Origin of the sequence: Pseudomonas sp. Z1-12, assembly GCF_051132015.1 — a bacterium.
GTDB lineage: Bacteria > Pseudomonadota > Gammaproteobacteria > Pseudomonadales > Pseudomonadaceae > Aquipseudomonas > Aquipseudomonas zanjanensis.
On sequence record NZ_CP071647.1, the window covers coordinates 3,396,324 to 3,418,322 of the forward strand.

The following is a 21,999-nucleotide window of genomic DNA, read 5'->3' on the forward strand; positions in this document are numbered from 1 at the left end:
ACCCCACAAGGGATCGGTGGTGTATGCAAATCCTGGGACCACCCCAAAAACAACTGTGGGAGCGAGCTTGCTCGCGATAGCGGTGTGTCAGCCACATCAACGGCGACTGACCTGACGCCTTCGCGAGCAAGCTCGCTCCCACAGGGTTGCATCATCCACTGGCAATCAGCGGATCAACAGCACTTGGGCCCACCCTTGCCGCCGTAACGGGCCTCCTGGCGTTCCCGGAAGAACGCCTCGTAGTCCATCATCGGCTTGTCCGGGTGCTTGGTTTGCATGTGCTCGACGTAGTTGTCGTAGTCGGGCATGCCGACCATCAGGCGCGCGGCCTGACCGAGGTATTTACCCAGGCGACTCAAGTCATTGAACATCGTTGCAATCCTCTATCAAGCGTCCGGCAGGGCCTGGAATGGCGCTTCCTTGTCCGTGCGTTCTTTCGTGCCCCAGGCGGCGATGCCGACCTTGAGCGCGTAGAACAGGATGCTGAAGACCACGAACAGGAACAACACCGTCAGCGTTGCGTTGGTGTAGGCGTTGAACACCACGTGCTGCATCTGCTCGATGCTCTTGGCCGGGGCCAGGATCTGGCCGGCGGCCAGGGCATCGTTGTATTTGCGCGCCAGGGCCAGGAAGCCGATCGCCGGGTTGGCGTCGAACAGCTTGATCAGGCCCGCGGTGGTGGTGCAGATCAGCAGCCAGCTCGCCGGCAGCAGCGTGACCCAGACATAGCGCTGGCGCTTCATCTTGATCAGCACCACGGTGGCGAGCATCAGGGCGATCCCGGCCAGCATCTGGTTGGAAATGCCGAACAGCGGCCACAAGGTATTGATGCCGCCCAGCGGATCGATCACGCCCTGGTACAGCAAGTAACCCCACAGCGCCACGCAGCCGGCGGTGGCGATCAGGTTGGCGGTCCAGGATTCGGTGCGCTTGAGGGCCGGCACGAACGAGCCAAGCAGGTCCTGCAGCATGAACCGCCCGGCACGGGTGCCGGCGTCCACCGCGGTGAGGATGAACAGCGCTTCGAACAGGATCGCGAAGTGGTACCAGAACGCCATGGTGTTCTCACCCGGCAGCACCGAGTGGAGGATCTGCGCGATCCCGACCGCCAGGGTCGGCGCACCGCCGGCACGGGCCAGGATGGTGGTCTCGCCGATGTCCTTGGCCACCGCTTGCAGCGCGTCGGGGGTGATTGCGAAACCCCAACTGCTGACGGTCTGGGCCACGGCCACCACATCAGTACCGACGATCGCCGCCGGGCTGTTCATGGCGAAGTACACGCCCGGCTCGATCACCGAAGCGGCTACCATGGCCATGATCGCCACGAAGGACTCCATCAGCATGCCGCCGTAACCGATGTAGCGGGCGTTGGTTTCGTTATCCAGCAGCTTAGGCGTGGTGCCCGAGGAGATCAGCGCGTGGAAGCCCGAGACCGCGCCGCAGGCGATGGTGATGAACAGGAACGGGAACAGACCGCCCTTCCACACCGGCCCGGTGCCGTCGGTGAACTGGGTCAGTGCCGGCATTTTCAGCTCGGGCATGGTGACCAGGATGCCGATCGCCAGGGCGACGATGGTGCCGATCTTGAGGAACGTGGACAGGTAGTCCCGTGGCGCCAGGATCAGCCACACCGGCAGCACCGCCGCGACAAAACCATAGCCGATCAGCATCCAGGTGATCTGGATCCCGGTGAAGGTAAAGGCCTTGGCCCAGACCGGGTCGGCGGCGATCTGCCCACCCAGCCAGATCGAACCCAGCAGCAACAGCACGCCGATGATCGAGATCTCGCCAATGCGGCCCGGGCGGATGTAGCGCATGTAGATGCCCATGAACATCGCGATCGGGATGGTCGCCATCACCGTGAAAATGCCCCACGGGCTCTCGGCCAGGGCCTTGACCACGATCAGCGCCAGCACCGCGAGGATGATGATCATGATCAGGAAGCAGCCGAACAGCGCGATGGTGCCGGGGATGCGGCCCATTTCCTCGCGCACCATGTCGCCCAGGGAGCGACCGTTGCGGCGGGTGGACAGGAACAGGACCATGAAGTCCTGCACCGCACCGGCCAGCACCACGCCGGCGATCAGCCAGAGCGTGCCGGGCAGGTAGCCCATCTGCGCCGCCAGCACCGGCCCGACCAACGGCCCCGCGCCGGCAATGGCCGCGAAGTGGTGGCCGAAAAGGATGTGTTTGTTGGTCGGGACGTAGTCCAGGCCATCGTTGTTGAGCACGGCGGGGGTGGCCCGGCGCGCATCGAGTTGCATCACGTTGTTGGCGATGAAGAGGCTGTAGTAGCGGTAGGCGACCAGGTAGATGGCCACGGCTGCGACGACGATCCAGAGGGCGTTGATGGGTTCGCCGCGGCGCAAGGCCACGACACTCAACGCACAGGCTCCCAGAACAGCCACGGCAAACCAGGCGAGGTGTTTAACCAGACGGGTTGTCATTGCGTGTCTCCTGCCGATATCCAGTGGATTGCGGCGATTGTTTTTATAGTGTGCCCCGGCTATTCGGAGCCGGCCTAATATCCCTGCAACGGGTCAATAAATAAATCCGTAGTACTACGTAGAACCCCAATTCCCTATGGGAGTGAGCTCGCTCGCGATAGCGGGTCTTCAGCCAACGCTTAATTGACTGACACACCGCTATCGCGAGCAAGCTCGCTCCCACACCAGCTCGCTCCACAGGTTTGTGCCGGGCAGGCTGGTTTGGCATATGATGCCGCCATTCGCCTCCCCGCCGAGCCCGGACAGGAGTACAGATGCTGCTCAAACACAAAATCGTCGCCCTCGGGATCTTGCCGCTGGTCTTGGCCATCGCGGTCATCTGCGCCCTGGTGATCTCGCTCAACCGCCAATTGGGCGATCAACAGGCGCAACTGATCGAAGACAGCATCCTGGCGAGCAAGCGCGCCGAGCTGAAAAACTATGTCGAGATGGCGCAGAGCCTGATCGCCCCGCTGTATGACGACGGCCAGGGAGACGCGCGCGCGCAACAGCAGGTCCTGGAAGAACTGCGCAAGCTCAGCTTCGGCATCAACGGTTACTTTTTCGTGTATGACCGCCAGGGTCGCAGCCTCATGCATGCCCGCCAGTCGGAATTGGTCGGGCAGTACCTTTGGGACATGAAGGACCCCAAGGGCTTGCCGGTGATCCAGGCGCTGATCAGGAGCGCCGAGTCAGGCGATGGTTTCCAGCGCTACGCCTGGAACAAGCCCTCCTCCGGCCAGGTGACCGACAAGTTGGCCTACGTCGTGAGGCTCGACAAATGGGGCTGGACGCTTGGCACGGGGATCTACCTGGAGGATGTCGAACGCGCCACCCAACAAGCCCGTGACGAAGTCGCCCATGGCATCCACACCACCATGCAAGCCATCGCGGCCATCGCATTGGTAGCGGTCCTGCTGGTATTCGCCGGAGGCATGACCCTGAACGTCAGCGAACATCGCCTGGCGGACAAGAAGCTGCAGCGGCTGAACCAGCGCATCGTCAGCCTGCAGGAAGAAGAACGCTCACGGGTTTCTCGCGAGCTGCATGACGGCATCAGCCAATTGCTGGTGTCGATCAAGTTCCAGTTCGAACTGGCCAGCCATGTGTTGGAGAACGGTCAGGAAAACGGCCTGGGCATCCTGAAGACCGCCACCGACCGGCTGGGCGACGCCATCGGCGAGATCCGTAGCATCTCCCATGACTTGCGCTCCTCCCTGCTCGACACCTTGGGCCTGCCCGCCGCCATCGGCCAGCTCGCCAGCGAATTCCAGCAGCGCAGCGGGCTGGAAGTGTCCTACCGCAGCAACGAATTCGATTGCCGCTTGGAAAATGGCGCCCCCGTCTCGCTGTTTCGCATTGCCCAGGAGGCCCTGACCAATATCGAGCGCCATGCCGGGGCGAAAAGCGTCGGCATCAGCCTGTTCGGCTCCAGCCAGTCCCTGCGCCTGACGGTGGTCGATGACGGGATGGGGTTCAACGTCCCGCAAGTGGAACGCGGCCATGCCGGAATCGGCCTGCGTAACATCCGCGAACGGGTCGAGCATTTCGGCGGACGCCTGGAAGTGACGTCGGTGCCAGGCCGCAGCGAACTGGATATCCTGCTGCCCATGAACCTCTCGGTCACGCAAAGCTGATGCCCCACTCCAAAGAGCACTTGCCGATGACCCTGCCTCCCGTGATTCGCGTCGCGCTGGTCGACGACCATTCCTTGGTCCGCGACGGCATCAGGGCCCTGCTCTCGGTGATGCCGCAACTGGACGTGGTCGGCGAAGCCGAGAACGGCGCACAGGCGATCGAAATGGTCGGTCGCTGCCAACCGGACCTGCTGCTGATGGACATCGGCCTCAAGGACAAGAACGGCCTTGAGCTGACCCGATTACTGGGCAAGCAATACCCCAGCCTTAAGATCCTGATCCTGAGCATGTATGACAATCATGAGTACGTGAGCGAATCCGTACGCGCCGGCGCCAGCGGCTACGTGCTCAAGAACGCGCCATCGCGGGAAATCATCGCGGCCATCGAGGCCATCATCAGCGGCGGCACCTTCTACAGTGCCGAGATCGCCCAGCGGCTCGCCACCGACCCGCACAGCGACAACGAGCTGACGCCACGGGAGAGCCAAGTGCTGGCGAAAATGGTCCAGGGCCTGAACAACAAGGAAATGGCTCGCGAACTGGACATCAGCGTACGCACCGTCGAAACCCATCGCCTGAGCATCCGCCGCAAGCTGAACATCGACAAGCCCGCGGCCCTGGTGAAATACGCGATCGACCACGGGATCATTTCCCGCTAGAGGCCCCGCACAGCCCTTGTGGCGAGGGAGCTTGCTCCCGCTCGGTTGCGCAGCGACCGTAAAATATTGGGGTCGCTGCGCAACCCAGCGGGAGCAAGCTCCCTCGCCACAGGTTATTCATTTCAATCGGCGTGGTAATAGCCCGGCAACTCAAGATCATTCAACAGGCTCGGGCCACTTGGCGTCCATCCCAGCAAGGCACGGGTGTATTCGCTGGACACCGCCATGTTCGCCGCCGCCATGTGGGCAAACCAGCCGAAATGCTCGCGCTCCCGGGATTCGACCGGCAACCCCAGGCCACGACCGATCGCCTGGGCAATGGCCTTGAACGGCACGGCCTCGTCGGCGACGGCGTGGTAGACCGACTGCGTCACGCCCTGCTCCAGCGCAAGCCGATAAACCCGTGCGGCGTCCAGCCGGTGCACGCCCGACCAACAGTGGCCGCCGTCTCCGAGATAGGCCGAGACGCCCGTCTCCCGGGCCAGGCGAATCAGGAGAGGCACGAATCCGTAGTCGCCGAGGCCATGGACCGAAGGTGCCAGGCGTACGGTCGCGCACCGCACACCGCGTTCCACCAGCGCCCGGGCCGCCGTTTCGGATTTGCGCGGCGAAGCCGGGCTGGGCACCTCCAGTTCGCTCGCGCCTCGGGTCAAGCCCAGCAGGCCGGACGTCACCAGCAAAGGCCGCTCAGACCCTTGCAGCGCGCTGCCCAATACTTCGATGACATGGCGGTCCTGCTCAGCGTTCTCGGCAAACCGCGAGAAGTCATGATTGAACGCGGTGTGAATCACCGCATCCACCGCCGAGGCGGCCTGGTGCAGGACGTCGAGGTCTTCCAACGTGCCGCGGACCACCTTCGCGCCGGTCGCAGCCAGCGCAGCGACCTTGTGCTCGGAACGGGCCAGGCCTGTGACCCGATAGCCGGCCCCCCTCAATTCCTGGACCACGGCAGACCCCACCCAGCCCGTGGCACCGGTAACGAATACATGCATGTTTCAAACTCCTGTTAAAACCTGTCGAGGAACACCACTGACGGACTCAAACCGGCTGCCGGCCTTGGGTCCCCGGCAGCAACAGCACCAGCGCCACGACAACGGCCAGCATCACCGCCACGGCCCCGCCGAGGTAAACCGCGCCGATGCCCCAGGTACCCGCCAACGCCCCGGCCAGCGGACTGCTCAGCCCCAGGGAGATGTCGAGGAAAGCGACATAGGCGCCCATGGCGAGACTGCGGTTCTGCGGCGGCGCACGCTTCACCGCCTCCACCCCGAAGCCCGGGAAAGCCAGGGAATAGCCGAAGCCGGTGAACGCCGCCCCCAAGTAGGCGATTGCCGCCGTGTCTGCCCCCCAGATCAACAACAGCCCAACGGCTTCGATCACCACGCAAACCAGGGCGACACGGGCTCCGCCGATCTTGTCGGGCAGGTGGCCAAAGAGCAGGCGCGCACCGATGAAGGCCAGGCCGAAGGCGGTGAACGCCAGGGAGGCATCGCCCCAAGCCCTGGCCGCGAACAACAGCGCGATGAAGGCCGTGATGACCCCAAAACCAACGCTGCAAAACGCCAACCCCATGCCTGGCACCCACACGGCCCCCATCACCTTGTAGAACGGTGCCCGCCGGGTCGCTGTAGGGGCGACCGCCCGCACACCCGAAACAATCAGCAGCGCCAGCAGCGGGACGAACACCGTGGCGACGGCAATGCCCGTGAACCCCCAATCGCCATTCAGCGCCACGCCGAGCGGAGCGCCCAGGGCATAGGCGCCGTACATGGCGATGCCATTCCAGGCCATGACCTTGCCGGCATGCTGCGCGCCCACCAGGCCCATGCCCCACCCCAGCGCACCGGTGACAATGAGACTTTCCCCAAATGCCAGCAGCACACGTCCGCCCAACAGCAGCCAGACCGAGGTCACAGGCGTGGCAACGAACGCCAGGGAAAGCAGATAGACCAACCCGGAAACCGCCGCCGTCACCAGGCCGACCATGACCGCGCGCTTGCCACCGCGCATGTCGGCGAAGTTGCCAGCCCAGGCCCGTGACAACAGCGCCGCCGCGAACTGCGCGCCGACCACCAGGCCAATCACCAGCGTGCCCATGCCCAGGGTGTCATGCAGATGAAGGGGCAAGACCGGCAATTGCATGCCCAGGGTCAGAAAACCGATGAACACCGTCAGCGTGAGCGGCAACAGCTTGAACACCGGATTGGCACCGAGGGATGCCTGAGGCACCGCAGAGGCACCGAGATGAATGTTTTCTTGAGTCATAACCCTACCCACGGAAAGGATGCGATGTGACGTTGAACGCGGCCTGTGGATCCCACTAGAATGCGATCAATTCGTCGCATTCAAGATACGAATAACCCGTCGCATTTCCTATTCGCATTCCCTGTCGAGGTTCACGTCCGCATGTCCGAACGCCCAAGCCCGCAGATTTCCTCGCGCAAACAGCCGAAACAGGCACGCTCCACCGAGCTCGTCGCCGCCGTTCTGGAGGCGGCTGTTCAGGTTTTGGCGACCCAGGGTGCGGCACGTTTCACGGTGGCCCGTGTTGCCGAGCGAGCGGGCGTCAGCGTCGGCTCGGTGTATCAGTACTTTCCGAACAAAGCGGCGATCCTGTTCCGTCTGCAAAGTGATGAATGGCGGCAAACCAGCGACATGCTGCGCGAGATTCTCGAAGACGACCGCAAGCCGCCCTTCGAGCGGCTGCGCACCCTGGTGCGGGCGTTCATCCAGTCCGAATGCGACGAGGCCCAGATACGCGTCGCCCTCAACGACGCCGCACCGCTCTACCGCGACGCCCCCGAGCACCAGGCCGCGCGGATGTCGGTGCAACAGTCGGTGGACGCTTTCATGCTGCAAGCCTTGCCAGACGCCCCGGCACAAACCCGTGCCCTGGCAGGTGACCTGGCGATCACCACGCTGAGTGCCGTGGGCAAGCGTTTCTCATCAGCGCCCCGCTCTCCCGTGGAGGTTGCCGTGTATAGCGACGCCATGGCCGATATGTTCTGCGCCTATCTGGAAAGCCTGCAGTGACAGCCTGCCGGCACTTTTACTACACTCCCCGATCTTGTTTCCCTCCGCTACGAGACGTCCAATCCCTATGAAAACCATAACAAGCTCGATGACGTTCTGTGGCCTGCTGGCGCTCTCCTGCAGCGCCCTGGCCGAGCCGGCTCCCTCGCTTCTGGACCAGGTCCAGCAGCGCGGCGAACTGAAGGTGTGCACCACCGGGGACTACAAGCCCTACACCTTTAAAACCCAAGCCGGCGAATACGAAGGCATCGACATCGACATGGCGCGCTCACTGGCCGCCAGCCTCGGCGTCAAGGTGCAATGGGTGCAGACCACCTGGAAAACCCTGATGCCGGATATGGTTGCAGGCCAATGCGACATCGGTATGGGCGGGATTTCGGTGACGCTGGAGCGCCAGAAAAAGGCCTATTTCAGTAGCACCCTGGACGTGGATGGCAAGATCCCCCTGGTGCGTTGCGAAGACAAGGAGCGTTACCAGACCATCGAGCAGATGAACCAGCCGTCGGTGCGTCTTGTCGAGCCGGCGGGTGGCACCAACGAAGCCTTCGTCCGGGCGTTCCTGCCCAACGGCCAGCTCAGCTTCCACGACAACGTGACCATCTTCCAGCAACTGCTGGACAAGAAGGCCGACGTGATGATCACCGACGCGTCCGAAGCGCTCTACCAGCAAAAACTCAAGCCCGGCCTGTGCGCCGTCAACCCGACTCGCTACCTGCAATATGGCGAGAAGGCCTACCTGCTGCCGCGGGATGACAACACCTGGAAAATGTACGTCGACCAGTGGCTGCACCTGAGCAAGGCCAATGGCAGCTACCAGAAAGTGATTGGCCAGTGGCTGGCCGTTCCGGCCGCCCAGTAACCGTCGCTAGAACACTACAAAACCCCTGTGGGAGCGAGCTTGCTCGCGATGGCGTCAGGTTAGCCACATTGATCTTGACTGACTCTCCGCTATCGCGAGCAAGCTCGCTCCCACAGGAAATCGGCGGCGTATGCGAATCCTGAGTCCACCCAAAACAACTGTGGGAGCCGAGCTTGCTCGCGATGGCGTCAGGTCAGCCACATTGATCTTGGCTGACACTCCGCTATCGCGAGCAAGCTCGCTCCCACCGGGATCTAGGGCGTATGCAAATCCTGAGTCCACCCCAAAACAACTGTGGGAGCAACTGTCTTGGATGATTTATTCAGCCATCGTTTCCAGGGACAGCAAGACTCCCACAGCTCCAGGCCATGCAAAATCCGAGGGGATCTCCGTGATAGCATTTTAGGCGACTAGGCCCTTCCACTCAGAACCATCCCGGATCATTGCGTTTAGACGTACCAGCAAGACACGCATGCATGCGATGAGCGCAACCTTGGCGCATTTACCTTTCTCGCGAAGCGCCTTATACCGGGCATTGAAGTCAGGCTGATACCTGATCACTGACCAGCAGGCCATGTACAAAGCGCGCCTAGCGGCGAACCTACCTCCGCTGATGTAGCGTTTGCCTTTGTGCGTGCCGCTATCGTCGTTGTAGGGGGCAATGCCTGCCAATGCAGCGATCTGATGCCGGCCAACCTCGCCGAGCTCAGGAAGATAGGCCATTACACTGGCCGCCGTAACCAGACCGATCCCCTTAACCGAACGCAGATGAGTAACTTTTTCACGGTCCAGGTTTTCAGCGCTTTGACGGATCAATTTTTCTATCAACTTAACGGCTTCACACAGATAGTCGATATGACTCTGCAACGCGGGTTTGACTGCCTCAGACGACGCTGTCTTAAGCCTGCGCTTGTCGTCATCTCTCTGCTGAACAAAGTTTTCCCGTTGCTGGACCAGTGCGCGCAAGTCGTCCTGTTCGACACTTGTGATCCGGCTGTTAGCAGATTTGATAACCGCTGCAAATTGCGCCAGGAGGCGCGCATCTATCGGGTCGGTTTTAGCTTGTTGTCCCATTGCCTTGGCAAAGCTTTTGGCTCGGCACGGGTTGATCCGAATGACCTCAAACCCTGCTGCCTGAAGCGCTTTCATGACGTTTCGTTCGTAACCGCCTGTGGCTTCCAGCAACACGCGACCGACCTGATGGAGCAGCAGCCAACTAATTAATCCAGGAAAATCACCCTCGGCGTTAGAGCAACTCACCCCGACATCTAACAGATCAACCTGCACCTGAAGACTGTCTTTTGAAACATCAATACCTGCTGGATAGGAAAACATAGCCAAACCCTCTTACACTCAAGGTGAGAGCGCTCTGGCTTGGCCCACGCTTGTAACTGTTCGAGGTGGGCTCGTTCAACTGTTCGGGCTCAATGACCAGAGTGGAGAGGTGAGTGGCAGCATGGGCTCCCACACGTGCTTTAAGCACTTCGGGCGTTCAGCTTGCCACCCACCGCTCTCACCCTCAGTCTAATCGCGGTGCAAGACACAAGCGGGCTTGCTCGCGAAAGCGGTGGGCCAGCTTGCAGTGATGCTGGATGTCCCGACGCATTCGCGAGCAAGCTCGCTCCCACAGGGTTAGATCTGTTCAGGCCTGACGCTGGTGTCAGGCCCATTCACCTCATTGCGCCGCCCGCACCTTGGCGATTTCGTCGTACATCGCCTTCACCAGGTCGCCATCCAGGGATTTGGCGAACTTGTCGATCACCGGCTGTACGCGCTCACGCATGCGATCTTTCTCGGCTGGGCTGATTTCATTGACGGTCATCGCAGCGGCCAATGTCGCCTTGGCCTTGTCCATGCTCGCCGCCGTGACTTCACGCTGGAATGTCTGCGCCTCGGCCGCTGCCGCGCGAATCATTGCCTTTTCGTCGTCGTTGAGGCGGTTCCAGGTTTTCTGGCTGATGATCAACGACTGCGGATTGAAGATGTGCCCGGTGACGGAAAGATACTTCTGCACCTCGTAGAACTTGTTGCCTTCAATCACCGTGAAAGGGTTTTCCTGGCCGTCGATGGTGTGCTGCTCAAGGCCGGTGTAGACCTCGGGGAACGCCATCGGCACCGGGTTGGCGCCCAGGGCGGTAAAGGTTTCCAGGTAGATTGGCGACTGGATCACACGCAGTTTCAAGCCTTGCATATCTTCCAGCTTGGTCACCGGGTGCTTGCTGTTGGTCAGGTTACGAAAACCCAGGTCCCAATAACCCAGCCCTACCAGCCCTTTACTGTCCAGTTGCGCCGCCAGTTTCTGCCCGACCGGCCCATCGATGACCGCATGGGCTTCCTCGACGTTGTTGAACAGGAACGGGAAATCGAGCATGGCGTAATCCGGGGCCTGGGCGGCCAGGATGCCGGAGTTGAGCACGGTGATGTCCAGGGTGCCGCCCTGCAACGCCGACACCGTTTGCACGTCACCGCCCAGCGTACCGCCGGGGAACAGGCGGACCTTGATCTTGCCACCGCTCTTCTCGCTGAGCAGGTCGGCGAACTTCTGCGCGCCCTGGCTCTGGGGGTGTTCCTTGACGTTCTGGAAGGCGAATCGCAGGGTACGTTCGCGAATCTCATCCGCATGGCTGGCCACGCTGCCCAACAGCAAGCCCGTCGCGCACGCCCCGGCCAGCAGGGTTTTCATCAGTTTTCCCATGTCACTCTCCGATCGTTATTGTTTTTAAGGTCGAGCTAGCCAACACCGGTGTCAGCCGGTGAAGAATTTCAACGGCCCCAGGACCAATTGCGGGAACAGGACCAGCAGGAACAGCACCGCAAGTTGCGCAAGCAGGAACGGCCACACACCACGAACGATTTCTTCGATATTGAGCTTGGAAACACCGCTCACCACATTGAGCACAGTGCCCACAGGTGGGGTAATCAGGCCAATGGCCGTGTTGATCAGGAACAACACGCCAAAGTAGACCGGGTCGATGCCCGCCTGGGTGATCGCCGGCATAAGCACCGGTGTGAGGATGAGGATGCTTGGCGTCATGTCCATGACCGTACCAACCAGGATGATCATCAGCATGATCACCACCAACAGCAGGGTCGGGCTATCCATGAACGGCTCAAGCACCGCCGCCAATTGGCCCGGCAAGTCGGCAATGGTCACCAGCCAGGAAGAAACCATGGCGGCGGCGACCAGCAACATTACCACCGAGGTGGTCTTGGCCGAGGACAGGATTACCCCGTACAACTGGCTGACTTTCATTTCCCGGTAGATCACCAGGGAGACGAATAGCGAATAGACCGCCGCCACCACTGCCGCTTCCGTCGGGGTAAAAATGCCGAATTTGAGGCCGAAAATAATGATGATCGGCAAGCCCATGGCCCAGCTGCCCTCCACCAAGGCCCGCAGGACCTCGGCGCGGGATTGCTTGGGTGGCGTCTCGACATTCTCGCTGCGGGAGACGAACCACCAAGCAATGGCGAGCGCCACGCCGAGCATGATCCCCGGCACGATGCCGGCCAGGAACAACTTGGAAATCGACACCCCGGACGCCACGCCAAAGACAATGAAGCCAATGCTCGGCGGGATGATCGGCGCGATAATGCCGCCGGCAGCAATCAAACCCGCCGAGCGGGCCCGATTGTGCCCGGCCAACACCATCATCGGCACCAGCAACGCCGCCAATGCCGCCGCATCGGCCACGGCCGAACCGGACAGCGATGCCAGCAGGCAGGAGGCAATGATCGCCACGTAACCCAGACCGCCGCGTTTGTGCCCCACCAGCGCCATGGCAATGTTGACGATGCGTTTGGACAGCCCGCCGACGTTCATGATTTCGCCGGCCAGCATGAAGAACGGCACGGCCATCAGCGGAAAACTGTCCGCGCCGTTGAGCAGGTTCTGGGCAATGATTTGCGCGTCGAACAGGTCCAGGTAAACCATCAACGCCACGCTGACCACCAGCAAGGCAAACGCGATGGGCATGCCCAGGGCCATGCTGCCGATCAGGGACCCGAGAAAAATAACCAGTGTCATGGGCGGGTACTCTTGATGGAGTCAGGGGTGGCGGCGTTGTGGGTGATCAGCTCTGCGTCGTTGTCCTTGACCATCACCCACTCGTCATCCCCCAGCTTGCCGAACAGCGCCAGGTAGAGCTCGTAAAGCAGGATCGCTGCGGCACTGGCGCCGAACACCAGGCCGGCACCGTAGAACAGCGACATGGACAAGCCTGACGCCGGGGCGGCGACATTCAGGTTGATCACTGCCTGTTGCCAACTGCCACTGAAAATCAGCCAGCAGATGTACAACATCAAAAGGTGACTGATGACCAGGCAGATACGCTTGCCTGCCGCCGGCAAGCGCTTGACCAGGCTGTCCATGCCCAGGTGGGCACGGTCCTTGAGCGCCACCAGGGCACCGAGAAAAATCATCCAGACGAAGAACCAGCGCGACAGCTCCTCCGACACACTGATGCCCGAGTTGAAGGCATAGCGCAGCACCACATTGCCGAACACCAGCACGATCATCGCGACCATGCACACCACGATCAGCAGTTTCAGCAGCTTGAAATACAGATCCACGACTTTTGTCATCTTGAAGAACTCCGAGGCTTGTCGAGCGCCGACATCCCGCTGGCGCGATAAGACCGCAACAACGTGGGTCGCTAGCGAATCAAACCTGGAAGGCTGGACGGTGCACTTGAAAGATGGATCAAGGAGGCGGCGCGGGACGCTCGCAGACGGACTGCCATGGGATGTTCCTCTATTTTTATTATGGTCTCGGTCACGTGGGACAAGACAGGTGCCGCTAAAATGTACCACCCGGTTAGTTTGGTCAATAACCCGCGCAGGGATACACCGCAAAGCGTGCGATTATCGACCAGACAATTCACGCTTTTTCAGCTCGTCGAGCACTCGGCAGCGCCTCGCCTCCCCATGCTTCAACAGGATTTGTATCGCTCTGTATAGGCAGCACGGCTTGATACGAAACGACAGATTTCGCCCCCGCCTCGCACACATCGTCGATACATCTGCGCGTTTAACTGTGATCACCGGACAGCAACACCTTCGCTGCCACGGATCTACTCAATCAAACGCAAGGAGAATCACCATGTTCAACTTCTCGAAACTGTCGTCCTTGACAATCGCCCTGGCACTGGTTAGCGGTGTCGGCCTGGCGAACGCTGCCTCGGCAAAGAACGACCCGGCCCAGGCTGAGCATCAACTGGCTGAAGGCGGCTCCGATCGTTTGAGCCAGAATCGTGTGGCAGAGGGTGGCGCTGATCGTCTGAGCCAGAATCGCGTGGCCGAGGGTGGCTCTGATCGTCTGAGCCAGAATCGCGTGGCCGAGGGTGGCTCTGATCGTCTGAGCCAGAATCGCGTGGCCGAGGGTGGCTCTGATCGTCTGAGCCAGAATCGCGTGGCCGAGGGTGGCTCTGATCGGTTGCAGGAGCTGCGTGAACGCAGGCCGGTATGAAGGAAGCGCTTCTGTGGCGAGGGAGCTTGCTCCCGCTGGGCTGCGTAGCAGCCCCCTGCCCACTCCCACTCGTTCAGGTGAGCTTTGCGACTGCTTCGCAGTCGAGCGGGAGCAAGCTCCCTCGCCACAAAAGCTCAAAAGCTCAAAAGCTCAAAAGCTCAAAAGCTCAAAAGCTCAAAAGCTCAAAAGCTCAAAAGCTCAAAAGCTCAAAAGCTCAAAAGCTCAAAAGCTCAAAAGCTCAAGCCTCAATGGCCCAAAATTCAAGCCTTAAGCCTCAAGCCTCAAGCCTCAAGCCTCAAGCCTCAAGCCTCCGGACTCATGGCTCATGGCTCATGGCTCATGGCTCATGGCTCACGGCTTGATGTTCTTCAGCTCACCGAGCAACGCGAGCAATTGCTGCATCTTCTCCTCGCCAAATTGCTCTTCGATCCGCCGGTAGTTGCTTTCCATGCCCTCGCTCATGGACACGAAACACTGCTGGCCACGCTCGGTCAGGCCCACGAAGACCCGACGCTGGTCCTGGCTGGATTTCTGCCGACGCACCAACCCGTCACGCTCCAGGCGACTGAGCACACCGGTCATGCTCGGCTTGAGAATGCAGGCCTGATGGGCGAGCTGGTGGCTTTCCAACTCACCTTGCTGATGGAGGATGCGGATCACTCGCCACTGCTGTTCCGTGAGGTCATGCTGGTTCAGCGCCGGACGAAAAAAAGCCATCGCCGCTTCGCGGGCTTGCAACAGGGTCAGGGTCAAAGAAGGTCTGGGGTTGGCCATGTTCGAACTGTGTGAATGGGCGAGTCGGCAGCTTAGTGTCGTCTCCAGGCTGCCGCAAGAAGCAAAGTCTCTCGGGAGCTTCTGTGGCGAGGGAGCGGCTGCGCAGCAGTCGTCAGTCTCGCCTGGTACACCGTGTCGAATGGTCTTGGGGCCGCTTCGCGTCCCAGCGGGAGCAATCTCTGGCCACGGGACTATCTGCATAAAGTACGGCTGCGTTTTCAGCGCAACCCCGATTGCCGCTGGCGATACTCCCCCGGCGTGAGTTGGGCGTAACGCTGGAAAAAGCGGCTGAAATACGCCGGGTCCTTGAAACCCAGCTGGTAGCAGATTTCATTGGCCGAGCTGCCGGTGAACAACAACAGGCGCTTGGCCTCCTGCATCAGCCGCTCCATGATCAGGCGTTTGGAAGGCAGGTCGGCGATGCGTCGACACACGTCGTTGAGGCGCGCTTCGGTCACGCCGATGCCTTCGGCGTAGCGCGACAGCGGCCAATGCTGCAGGTAATGGGCCTCGATCAGCTCGTTGAAGCGGTGAAAGATCTTCAGGTCTTCATGCCGCGCGGGCCTGGCTTGCAGGGAATTGGAACACAGCCGCAGCAAGCTGATCATGATCAAACGCGTCAACCCATCCAGCGCCGCGCTGCGCCCCGGATGCCCCGCCGCCACCTCCTCGCTCAGTTCCTCGAACAAGTATTCCAACCGCCGCACTTCCCCCGCCTGCCCAGGCCCCAGTTGCGCCAAGGCCACGCAGGCGGCCGGCAGTTGCACGCCAGCCGGCGCCAGGCTCGGATCGGCGTCGATCAACTGCCACACCAGTTGCTGGCGCACCGTCAACACATGCCCGTCGCTGTCGGCCTCGGTCACGAAGGCGTGGGGAATGGTCGGCGGGGTGAGGAAAAACATCGGCCCGGATTCGACGTATTGCTGGTCATCAAGGTACACCCGCACCGTACCGCTCTTGACGTAATGCACCTGGAAGAACCGGTCGTGGCGATGCACCGGCATGTTGCGGCCGAAAAAACCCGCCAGGTTGGCGAGGCGGTCGTAATGCACTTCGGCGTCGCTGTAGCGCTGGTCGTACACCTGACCAATGTTGATGTTCGGGATCGGCTGGCGGTCGGTCATCACGCAGTGCTCGTTTTTATTCTGATTCAGGTACCTGCCGCCCTCATCCTGCACCGAATCCGGCAAGGCAACCAGTGCCGGTCATTCTGTCACGCTTGACGATAGTTAACATCTTAATTATAACTGTTAACACATTAACAATAACCGCAGAGCCTGCATCACTCTGCCATCGCCAGGAGACAAGCATGAGCCGTGCCCTGCATGACGTCGCGAGCGGCACCCTGTTCGGGGTCGCGCTGAACTACCAGGGGCTGCTGAAACAGCGCCTCGCCGAGTTCGAGCAACCGCCCTACCAGAAGCCGCCGCTCAAGCCCGTGCTGTTCATCAAGACGCCCAATACCCGCAACCGGCACGACGCCGATGTGGTTCACCCAGGTGGCGGCGAAACGCTGCAACCAGGACCGGCCCTTGGCGTGGTGATGGGCAAATCGGCCAGCCGCGTCAGCGCCGCCGAGGCCATGGACTACGTGGCCGGCTACACCATCATCAATGAATTCAGTCTCCCGGAAGACAGTTATTACCGCCCCGCCGTCAAGGCCAAGTGCCGGGACGGCTTCTGCGCCATCGGTCCGGAACTGGTGCCGAGCGCCCAGGTGGCTGACCCCCACAGCCTGGCGATCACGCTGTACGTCAATGGCGAGGTACGCCAGCAAAACAGCACGGCCAATTTCGTGCGCAACATTCCCCAGTTGATTGCCGAGATCAGCGAGTTCATGACCCTGCATGCCGGCGATGTGCTGATCACCGGCACGCCTGAGGGTCGGGTCGATGTGCTGCCCGGCGATCGCGTCGAAGTGGCCATCAGCGGCCTGGGTCGCCTGGTCAATACCGTCGTGGCCGAGGAAACAGGAGCAGGTTCATGAAACACGCGCGCATTCGTTTTGCAGGCCAGGATCACGCCGTCACCGTCGAAGCCCACAACGCCGTACGCCTGGCCGACGGTCGCCTGCTGGCCGAGGACCAGGTCCAATGGCTGCCACCGGCCACCGGCAGCATGTTCGCCCTGGGCCTGAACTACGCCGATCACGCCGCCGAACTGGCGTTCAAGCCGCCGACCGAACCCCTGGCATTCATCAAGTCGCCTGGCACCTACACCGGCCACAACCAGGCAACCTGGCGTCCCGACAATGTCGCCTACATGCATTACGAGTGCGAGCTGGTGGCGGTCATCGGCAAAGCCGCGCGCAACGTCAAGCGCGAGGATGCGCTGGACTACCTGGCCGGCTACACCGTGTGCAACGACTATGCGATCCGCGATTACCTGGAAAACTACTACCGCCCCAACCTGCGGGTGAAGAACCGTGACGCGACCACGCCCGTCGGCCCCTGGATCGTCGATGTGGCCGATGTGCCGGACCCGAGCAACCTGACGCTGCGCACCTGGATCAACGGCGAGCTGCGCCAGGAAGGCAGCACGAAGGACATGATTTTCGACATCCCCTACCTGATCGAATACCTGTCCAGCTTCATGACCCTGCAACCCGGCGACATGATCGCCACCGGCACGCCGGAAGGCCTGGCGGACGTGGTACCCGGTGACGAAGTGGTGGTGGAAGTGGAAGGCGTCGGTCGCCTGGTCAATCGAATTGTCAGCGAAGCCGAGTTCTTCGCATCCCGTAAAGAGGCTTGAGCAGCATGATCAAACATTGGATCAATGGCCGTGAGGTCGAAAGCAAAGACGTCTTCGTCAACTACAACCCGGCCACCGGGGAGGCCATCGGCGAAGTCGCCAGCGGCGGTGCCGAGGAAGTGGCCCAAGCGGTCGCGGCCGCCAAGGAAGCGTTTCCGAAATGGGCCAACACCCCGGCCAAGGAACGCGCCCGGCTGATGCGCAAGCTCGGAGAACTGATCGAGCAGAACGTGCCCAAGCTGGCCGAACTGGAAACCCTCGACACCGGTTTGCCGATCCACCAGACCAAGAACGTGCTGATTCCGCGCGCTTCCCACAACTTCGATTTCTTTGCCGAAGTCTGCACGCGAATGGACGGCCATACCTACCCGGTCGACGATCAGATGCTCAACTACACCCTGTACCAGCCGGTGGGTGTCTGCGCGTTGGTTTCGCCCTGGAACGTGCCGTTCATGACCGCGACCTGGAAGACCGCGCCATGCCTGGCGCTGGGCAACACGGCCGTGCTGAAGATGTCCGAGCTGTCGCCGTTGACCGCCAACGAGCTGGGTCGCCTGGCGGTCGAGGCCGGCATTCCCAACGGCGTGTTGAACGTGATCCAGGGCTATGGCGCCACCGCTGGCGATGCGTTGGTGCGTCATCCGGACGTGCGGGCGATTTCTTTCACCGGCGGTACCGCCACCGGCAAGAAAATCATGCAGACCGCCGGGTTGAAAAAGTACTCGATGGAACTGGGTGGAAAATCGCCGGTGCTGATTTTCGAAGACGCCGACCTCGAACGGGCCCTCGACGCCGCGTTGTTCACGATTTTTTCCCTCAATGGCGAACGCTGCACCGCTGGCAGCCGGATCTTCATCCAGGAAAGCGTCTACCCGCAGTTCGTCGCCGAGTTCGCCGCCCGTGCCAAACGCTTGATCGTCGGTGATCCGCAGGACCCGAAGACCCAGGTCGGCTCGATGATCACCCAGGGCCATTACGACAAGGTCACCGGCTACATCAAGATCGGCCTCGAAGAAGGCGCCACGCTCCTGGCCGGTGGCCTGGAGCGCCCGGCCAACCTGCCGGCCCACTTGAGCCGCGGCCAGTTCATCCAGCCGACCGTGTTCGCCGACGTCAACAACAAGATGCGCATCGCCCAGGAAGAAATCTTCGGCCCGGTGGTGTGCCTGATCCCGTTCAAGGACGAAGCCGAAGCCTTGCAGCTGGCCAACGACACCGAATACGGGCTGGCCTCGTACATCTGGACCCAGGACATCGGCAAGGCCCATCGCCTGGCCCACGGCATCGAGGCCGGCATGGTGTTCATCAACAGCCAGAACGTGCGCGACCTGCGCCAGCCTTTCGGCGGCGTAAAGGGTTCCGGAACCGGCCGCGAAGGCGGACAGTACAGCTTTGAAGTGTTTGCCGAGATCAAGAACGTTTGCATCTCCATGGGCAGTCATCACATACCGCGGTGGGGGGTATAGGCCCAAGCCTCATTGGCGACGATGACTCCGTGGCGAGGGAGCTTGCTCCCGCTCGATTGCGCAGCGATCGCAAAAAAATGGGGCCGCTTCGCCCGAAGCGTCGGACCGTCCCAGCGGGAGCAAGCTCCCTCGCCACAAGCGCTCATCGGCAAAGACCTGATTCACCCGCTGTCCCGAGATTCAACAAGAACAACATTTCAGGAGAATCATCATGGGCGAAGTCGTCCTGGCTGCGAAAATCTGCCACGTTCCCTCGATGTACCTGTCGGAGCTGCCCGGCAAGCACCACGGTTGCCGCGCCGCCGCGATTGCCGGCCACAAGGAAATCGGCCGTCGCGCCCGTGAGCTGGGCGCCGACACGGCCGTGGTGTTCGACGTGCACTGGCTGGTCAACAGCGCCTATCACGTCAACAGCGGCGAGCACTTCAAGGGCGTCTACACCAGCAACGAGCTACCGCACTTCATCAAGAACATGGAGTACGAATACGCAGGCGCGCCGGAACTGGGCGAACTGATCGCCGCCGAGGCCAATGCCGTGGATGTGCGCACCCTGGCCCACAACATTCCAAGCCTGGAGCTGGAATACGGCACGCTGGTGCCCATGCGCTACATGCACATGGATGTCCCCCAAGCGCAGAAATTCAACGTCGTGTCCATTGCCGCCTGGTGCGCCTGGCACCGCCTGCAAGACAGCTTCGCCTTCGGCGCCGCGGTGCGCCGGGCCATCGAGAAAAGCGATCGCAAGGTGCTGGTGCTGGCGTCCGGTTCGCTGTCCCACCGTTTCTCCGATGATCGCAACGCCGAAGCCAACATCCACAACTGGACGCGGGAATTCGACAAGCAGGTCGACCTGCACGTCGTCGAGATGTGGCGCCAGGGTCGCTGGAAAGAGTTCTGCGCCATGCTCCCGGACTACGCCGAACACTGCTTTGGCGAAGGCAAGATGCATGACACGGCGATGTTGCTGGGGCTGCTCGGCGGGCCGGACTACGACAAGCCTGCCGAAATCGTCACCGAGCCGTTCGGTAGCTCCGGCACCGGACAGATCAACGCTGTCTTCCCTGTTTGATACCCCGGCCGCACGGCGTCCCCGTGCGGCCTGAAGGAGCCGTTCATGCCGCATTTCATCGCTGAATACACCGACAACATCGAACGCCAAGCCGACCTGCCCGGCCTGTTTGAAAAGGTCCATGCCGTGCTAGGCGACAGCGGCGTGTTCCCCCTGGGCGGCATCCGCAGCCGCGGCGTACGCCTGGACACCTGGCGCATGGCCGACGGCAAGCATGACTACGCCTTCGTGCACATGACCTTGAAAGTCGGCCACGGTCGCGACCTGGCCACCCGCCAGAAAGTCGCGGAAAAACTCTTCGAGGTCATCACTGCGCACTTCGCCGAACTCCAGGCCCAACGCCTGCTGGCCCTGTCGTTCGAGATGATCGAACTGCACGAACAACTCAACTTCAAGGCCAACAACGTCCACGCCTTCCTCAAGGGCCAGGCCAGCTGAATCCGTCTGTCCCGCCCTCCCCATCGGCCTCTCTGACAAAAAGTACAAGATCATGAGCACAGCCAATACCGCCGACACTGTCGGCACCATCGCCCACGACCGCACCCATGCCACCATCACCTGGCGGTTGATGCCGCTGCTGCTGGTCTGTTACCTCTTCGCCCACCTGGATCGCATCAACATCGGCTTCGCGAAGATGCAGATGAGCGCCGACCTGCAGTTCAGCGACACGGTCTACGGCTTCGGCGCCGGCCTGTTCTTCATCGCCTATGCGCTGTTTGGCGTGCCCAGCAACATGGCCCTGGACCGGGTCGGCCCGCGGCGCTGGATCGCTACCCTGATGGTCGTCTGGGGCGCCTTGTCCACCGGCATGTTCCTCATCGAAAGCGCCGCCGGTTTCTACGTGCTGCGCTTTCTGCTGGGCGTGGCCGAGGCCGGTTTCTTTCCCGGCATCCTGGTCTTTCTCAACCGCTGGTATCCGGCCCGGCGCCGGGCCCAGGTGACGGCGTTGTTTGCTATCGCAGTGCCGATGGCCGGGGTGATTGGCGGGCCCTTGTCCGGCGGTATTCTCGAGCATTTCCACGACCTTGGCGGCCTGCGCGGCTGGCAGTGGATGTTCGTCATCGAAGGATTGCCGGTAATCCTGCTCGGCTTGGTTGTGCTCAAGTGCCTGCCGGACAGTTTCGAGACGGTCAACTGGCTGACACCCCAGGCCAAGCAGCAGCTGCGCGAACAACTGAGCCTTGAAGAGCAGCGTAAATCCATCACCTCGTTCTCGGCGATTCTCAACAACCCCCAAGTCTGGTTGTTGGTGGCGGTGTACTTCGCCGTGATGCTGGCGGTGAACACCTTGGCCTTCTGGATGCCGACCCTGATCCACGGCGCCGGCATCGGCAGCGACGGCAAGGTCGGGCTGCTCAGCGCGGTGCCCTACCTGGCCGGCTGCTTCTTCATGATCGGCTGCGGGCGCTCCTCCGACCGCCATCGCGAACGCCGCTGGCACCTGTGCGTGCCGCTGTTGATGGCCGCGCTGGGCATCGCGGTCGCCGGGCTTTCCCCTGGCAACCCGACCCTGGTGCTCAGCGGCCTGATCGTCGCCGGCATGGGCGCCAGTGCGGCGTTGCCGATGTTCTGGCAATTGCCGCCAGCCTTCCTGTCCAACGGCACCCAGGCCGCCGGCATCGCCCTGATCAGCTCCTTCGGCAGCATCGCCTCATTCTTCGCGCCCTACTTGATCGGCTGGATGCGCGACACCACTCAGAGCGCCAGCCTCGCCCTGTACGTGCTGGCCCTGCTCATCGCCCTTGGCGGCTTGCTGGTGCTGCGCACCCGGGCTGCCATCGTCAATCCTCAATAA

Annotated in this window: 21 protein-coding genes; 11 read left to right on the forward strand and 10 right to left on the reverse strand. The window is 61.5% G+C overall.

Annotated features, from left to right (window positions below):
* Positions 1–173: 173 nt before the first annotated feature.
* Positions 174–371, reverse strand: a complete 198-nt coding sequence (locus J3P85_RS14350) for a YbdD/YjiX family protein (RefSeq protein WP_003182142.1) — start codon at positions 369–371, stop codon at positions 174–176.
* Positions 372–386: 15 nt separating this feature from the next.
* Complete coding sequence (locus tag J3P85_RS14355; RefSeq protein ID WP_045156376.1) at positions 387–2,447, reverse strand: carbon starvation CstA family protein; 2,061 nt, start codon at positions 2,445–2,447, stop codon at positions 387–389.
* A 314-nt stretch (positions 2,448–2,761) separates the two neighbouring features.
* Between J3P85_RS14355 and J3P85_RS14360 the strand changes: the two genes are divergently transcribed.
* Positions 2,762–4,123, forward strand: a complete 1,362-nt coding sequence (locus J3P85_RS14360) for a cache domain-containing protein (RefSeq protein ID WP_411384579.1) — start codon at positions 2,762–2,764, stop codon at positions 4,121–4,123.
* A 26-nt stretch (positions 4,124–4,149) separates the two neighbouring features.
* A complete protein-coding gene (locus J3P85_RS14365; protein WP_207965115.1) occupies positions 4,150–4,782 on the forward strand; it encodes a response regulator in 633 nt (210 codons plus the stop codon).
* A 122-nt stretch (positions 4,783–4,904) separates the two neighbouring features.
* Here the strand turns inward: J3P85_RS14365 and J3P85_RS14370 are convergent, their stop codons facing one another.
* Positions 4,905–5,774, reverse strand: coding sequence for an SDR family oxidoreductase (locus J3P85_RS14370; RefSeq protein WP_434706285.1), 870 nt, complete (start codon positions 5,772–5,774; stop codon positions 4,905–4,907).
* 46 nt (positions 5,775–5,820) lie between these two features.
* The gene (locus J3P85_RS14375; RefSeq protein ID WP_434706286.1) at positions 5,821–7,047 is read right to left on the reverse strand and encodes an arabinose transporter; all 1,227 of its coding nucleotides are present in this window, start codon (positions 7,045–7,047) and stop codon (positions 5,821–5,823) included.
* A 141-nt stretch (positions 7,048–7,188) separates the two neighbouring features.
* Here J3P85_RS14375 and J3P85_RS14380 point away from each other — a divergent pair, with 141 nt between their 5' ends.
* Positions 7,189–7,815: a TetR family transcriptional regulator gene (locus J3P85_RS14380; RefSeq protein ID WP_434706287.1), complete on the forward strand. Its 627-nt coding sequence runs from the start codon at positions 7,189–7,191 to the stop codon at positions 7,813–7,815.
* Positions 7,816–7,882: 67 nt separating this feature from the next.
* Positions 7,883–8,674: a transporter substrate-binding domain-containing protein gene (locus J3P85_RS14385; RefSeq protein WP_434706288.1), complete on the forward strand. Its 792-nt coding sequence runs from the start codon at positions 7,883–7,885 to the stop codon at positions 8,672–8,674.
* 402 nt (positions 8,675–9,076) lie between these two features.
* Here J3P85_RS14385 and J3P85_RS14390 read toward each other — a convergent pair whose 3' ends face one another.
* The 4 genes from J3P85_RS14390 to J3P85_RS14405 all read right to left on the reverse strand — a co-directional run bounded on the left by J3P85_RS14390 (position 9,077) and on the right by J3P85_RS14405 (position 13,258).
* On the reverse strand, positions 9,077–10,009 hold the full coding sequence (locus J3P85_RS14390) for an IS110 family transposase (RefSeq protein WP_434706289.1): 933 nt from the start codon (positions 10,007–10,009) through the stop codon (positions 9,077–9,079).
* A gap of 340 nt (positions 10,010–10,349) precedes the next feature.
* Complete coding sequence (locus J3P85_RS14395) at positions 10,350–11,369, reverse strand: TRAP transporter substrate-binding protein (RefSeq protein WP_434706290.1); 1,020 nt, start codon at positions 11,367–11,369, stop codon at positions 10,350–10,352.
* A gap of 51 nt (positions 11,370–11,420) precedes the next feature.
* A complete protein-coding gene (locus J3P85_RS14400; protein WP_186707422.1) occupies positions 11,421–12,701 on the reverse strand; it encodes a TRAP transporter large permease subunit in 1,281 nt (426 codons plus the stop codon).
* The gene (locus tag J3P85_RS14405) at positions 12,698–13,258 is read right to left on the reverse strand and encodes a TRAP transporter small permease (protein WP_434706291.1); all 561 of its coding nucleotides are present in this window, start codon (positions 13,256–13,258) and stop codon (positions 12,698–12,700) included. Before J3P85_RS14405 ends, J3P85_RS14400 begins: the two co-directional genes overlap by 4 nt.
* 517 nt (positions 13,259–13,775) lie before the next feature.
* Between J3P85_RS14405 and J3P85_RS14410 the strand changes: the two genes are divergently transcribed.
* Complete coding sequence (locus J3P85_RS14410) at positions 13,776–14,141, forward strand: hypothetical protein (RefSeq protein ID WP_434706292.1); 366 nt, start codon at positions 13,776–13,778, stop codon at positions 14,139–14,141.
* Between the two features lie 351 nt (positions 14,142–14,492).
* Here the strand turns inward: J3P85_RS14410 and hpaR are convergent, their stop codons facing one another.
* A complete protein-coding gene (hpaR, locus tag J3P85_RS14415) occupies positions 14,493–14,915 on the reverse strand; it encodes a homoprotocatechuate degradation operon regulator HpaR (RefSeq protein WP_186707419.1) in 423 nt (140 codons plus the stop codon).
* A gap of 218 nt (positions 14,916–15,133) precedes the next feature.
* The gene (gene hpaA, locus J3P85_RS14420; RefSeq protein WP_434706293.1) at positions 15,134–16,039 is read right to left on the reverse strand and encodes a 4-hydroxyphenylacetate catabolism regulatory protein HpaA; all 906 of its coding nucleotides are present in this window, start codon (positions 16,037–16,039) and stop codon (positions 15,134–15,136) included.
* Positions 16,040–16,224: 185 nt separating this feature from the next.
* On the opposite strand from hpaA, the gene J3P85_RS14425 reads away from it, so the two are divergent.
* The 6 genes from J3P85_RS14425 to J3P85_RS14450 all read left to right on the forward strand — a co-directional run bounded on the left by J3P85_RS14425 (position 16,225) and on the right by J3P85_RS14450 (position 21,999).
* Positions 16,225–16,902, forward strand: coding sequence for a fumarylacetoacetate hydrolase family protein (locus tag J3P85_RS14425; RefSeq protein WP_434706294.1), 678 nt, complete (start codon positions 16,225–16,227; stop codon positions 16,900–16,902).
* Positions 16,899–17,669, forward strand: coding sequence for a fumarylacetoacetate hydrolase family protein (locus J3P85_RS14430; protein ID WP_434706295.1), 771 nt, complete (start codon positions 16,899–16,901; stop codon positions 17,667–17,669). Before J3P85_RS14425 ends, J3P85_RS14430 begins: the two co-directional genes overlap by 4 nt.
* A gap of 5 nt (positions 17,670–17,674) precedes the next feature.
* Positions 17,675–19,135, forward strand: coding sequence for a 5-carboxymethyl-2-hydroxymuconate semialdehyde dehydrogenase (gene hpaE, locus J3P85_RS14435; protein ID WP_186730911.1), 1,461 nt, complete (start codon positions 17,675–17,677; stop codon positions 19,133–19,135).
* Between the two features lie 211 nt (positions 19,136–19,346).
* Complete coding sequence (hpaD, locus tag J3P85_RS14440; protein WP_434706296.1) at positions 19,347–20,204, forward strand: 3,4-dihydroxyphenylacetate 2,3-dioxygenase; 858 nt, start codon at positions 19,347–19,349, stop codon at positions 20,202–20,204.
* A gap of 45 nt (positions 20,205–20,249) precedes the next feature.
* Positions 20,250–20,642: a 5-carboxymethyl-2-hydroxymuconate Delta-isomerase gene (locus J3P85_RS14445; RefSeq protein WP_186730909.1), complete on the forward strand. Its 393-nt coding sequence runs from the start codon at positions 20,250–20,252 to the stop codon at positions 20,640–20,642.
* 52 nt (positions 20,643–20,694) lie between these two features.
* Positions 20,695–21,999 (forward strand): MFS transporter, encoded by a 1,305-nt coding sequence (locus J3P85_RS14450; protein ID WP_434706297.1) that lies wholly within the window; start codon positions 20,695–20,697, stop codon positions 21,997–21,999.

Coding starts and splice junctions, on each gene's coding strand:
- J3P85_RS14400 (WP_186707422.1), bottom strand. CDS start 12,701: ATGACACTGGTTATTTTTCTCGGGTCCCTGATCGGCAGCATGGCCCTG.
- J3P85_RS14360 (WP_411384579.1), top strand. CDS start 2,762: ATGCTGCTCAAACACAAAATCGTCGCCCTCGGGATCTTGCCGCTGGTC.
- J3P85_RS14395 (WP_434706290.1), bottom strand. CDS start 11,369: ATGGGAAAACTGATGAAAACCCTGCTGGCCGGGGCGTGCGCGACGGGC.
- hpaR (WP_186707419.1), bottom strand. CDS start 14,915: ATGGCCAACCCCAGACCTTCTTTGACCCTGACCCTGTTGCAAGCCCGC.
- J3P85_RS14405 (WP_434706291.1), bottom strand. CDS start 13,258: ATGACAAAAGTCGTGGATCTGTATTTCAAGCTGCTGAAACTGCTGATC.
- J3P85_RS14355 (WP_045156376.1), bottom strand. CDS start 2,447: ATGACAACCCGTCTGGTTAAACACCTCGCCTGGTTTGCCGTGGCTGTT.
- J3P85_RS14425 (WP_434706294.1), top strand. CDS start 16,225: ATGAGCCGTGCCCTGCATGACGTCGCGAGCGGCACCCTGTTCGGGGTC.
- J3P85_RS14410 (WP_434706292.1), top strand. CDS start 13,776: ATGTTCAACTTCTCGAAACTGTCGTCCTTGACAATCGCCCTGGCACTG.
- J3P85_RS14445 (WP_186730909.1), top strand. CDS start 20,250: ATGCCGCATTTCATCGCTGAATACACCGACAACATCGAACGCCAAGCC.
- J3P85_RS14370 (WP_434706285.1), bottom strand. CDS start 5,774: ATGCATGTATTCGTTACCGGTGCCACGGGCTGGGTGGGGTCTGCCGTG.
- J3P85_RS14430 (WP_434706295.1), top strand. CDS start 16,899: ATGAAACACGCGCGCATTCGTTTTGCAGGCCAGGATCACGCCGTCACC.
- J3P85_RS14380 (WP_434706287.1), top strand. CDS start 7,189: ATGTCCGAACGCCCAAGCCCGCAGATTTCCTCGCGCAAACAGCCGAAA.
- J3P85_RS14385 (WP_434706288.1), top strand. CDS start 7,883: ATGAAAACCATAACAAGCTCGATGACGTTCTGTGGCCTGCTGGCGCTC.
- hpaE (WP_186730911.1), top strand. CDS start 17,675: ATGATCAAACATTGGATCAATGGCCGTGAGGTCGAAAGCAAAGACGTC.
- J3P85_RS14450 (WP_434706297.1), top strand. CDS start 20,695: ATGAGCACAGCCAATACCGCCGACACTGTCGGCACCATCGCCCACGAC.
- hpaA (WP_434706293.1), bottom strand. CDS start 16,039: ATGACCGACCGCCAGCCGATCCCGAACATCAACATTGGTCAGGTGTAC.
- hpaD (WP_434706296.1), top strand. CDS start 19,347: ATGGGCGAAGTCGTCCTGGCTGCGAAAATCTGCCACGTTCCCTCGATG.
- J3P85_RS14365 (WP_207965115.1), top strand. CDS start 4,150: ATGACCCTGCCTCCCGTGATTCGCGTCGCGCTGGTCGACGACCATTCC.
- J3P85_RS14375 (WP_434706286.1), bottom strand. CDS start 7,047: ATGACTCAAGAAAACATTCATCTCGGTGCCTCTGCGGTGCCTCAGGCA.
- J3P85_RS14350 (WP_003182142.1), bottom strand. CDS start 371: ATGTTCAATGACTTGAGTCGCCTGGGTAAATACCTCGGTCAGGCCGCG.
- J3P85_RS14390 (WP_434706289.1), bottom strand. CDS start 10,009: ATGTTTTCCTATCCAGCAGGTATTGATGTTTCAAAAGACAGTCTTCAG.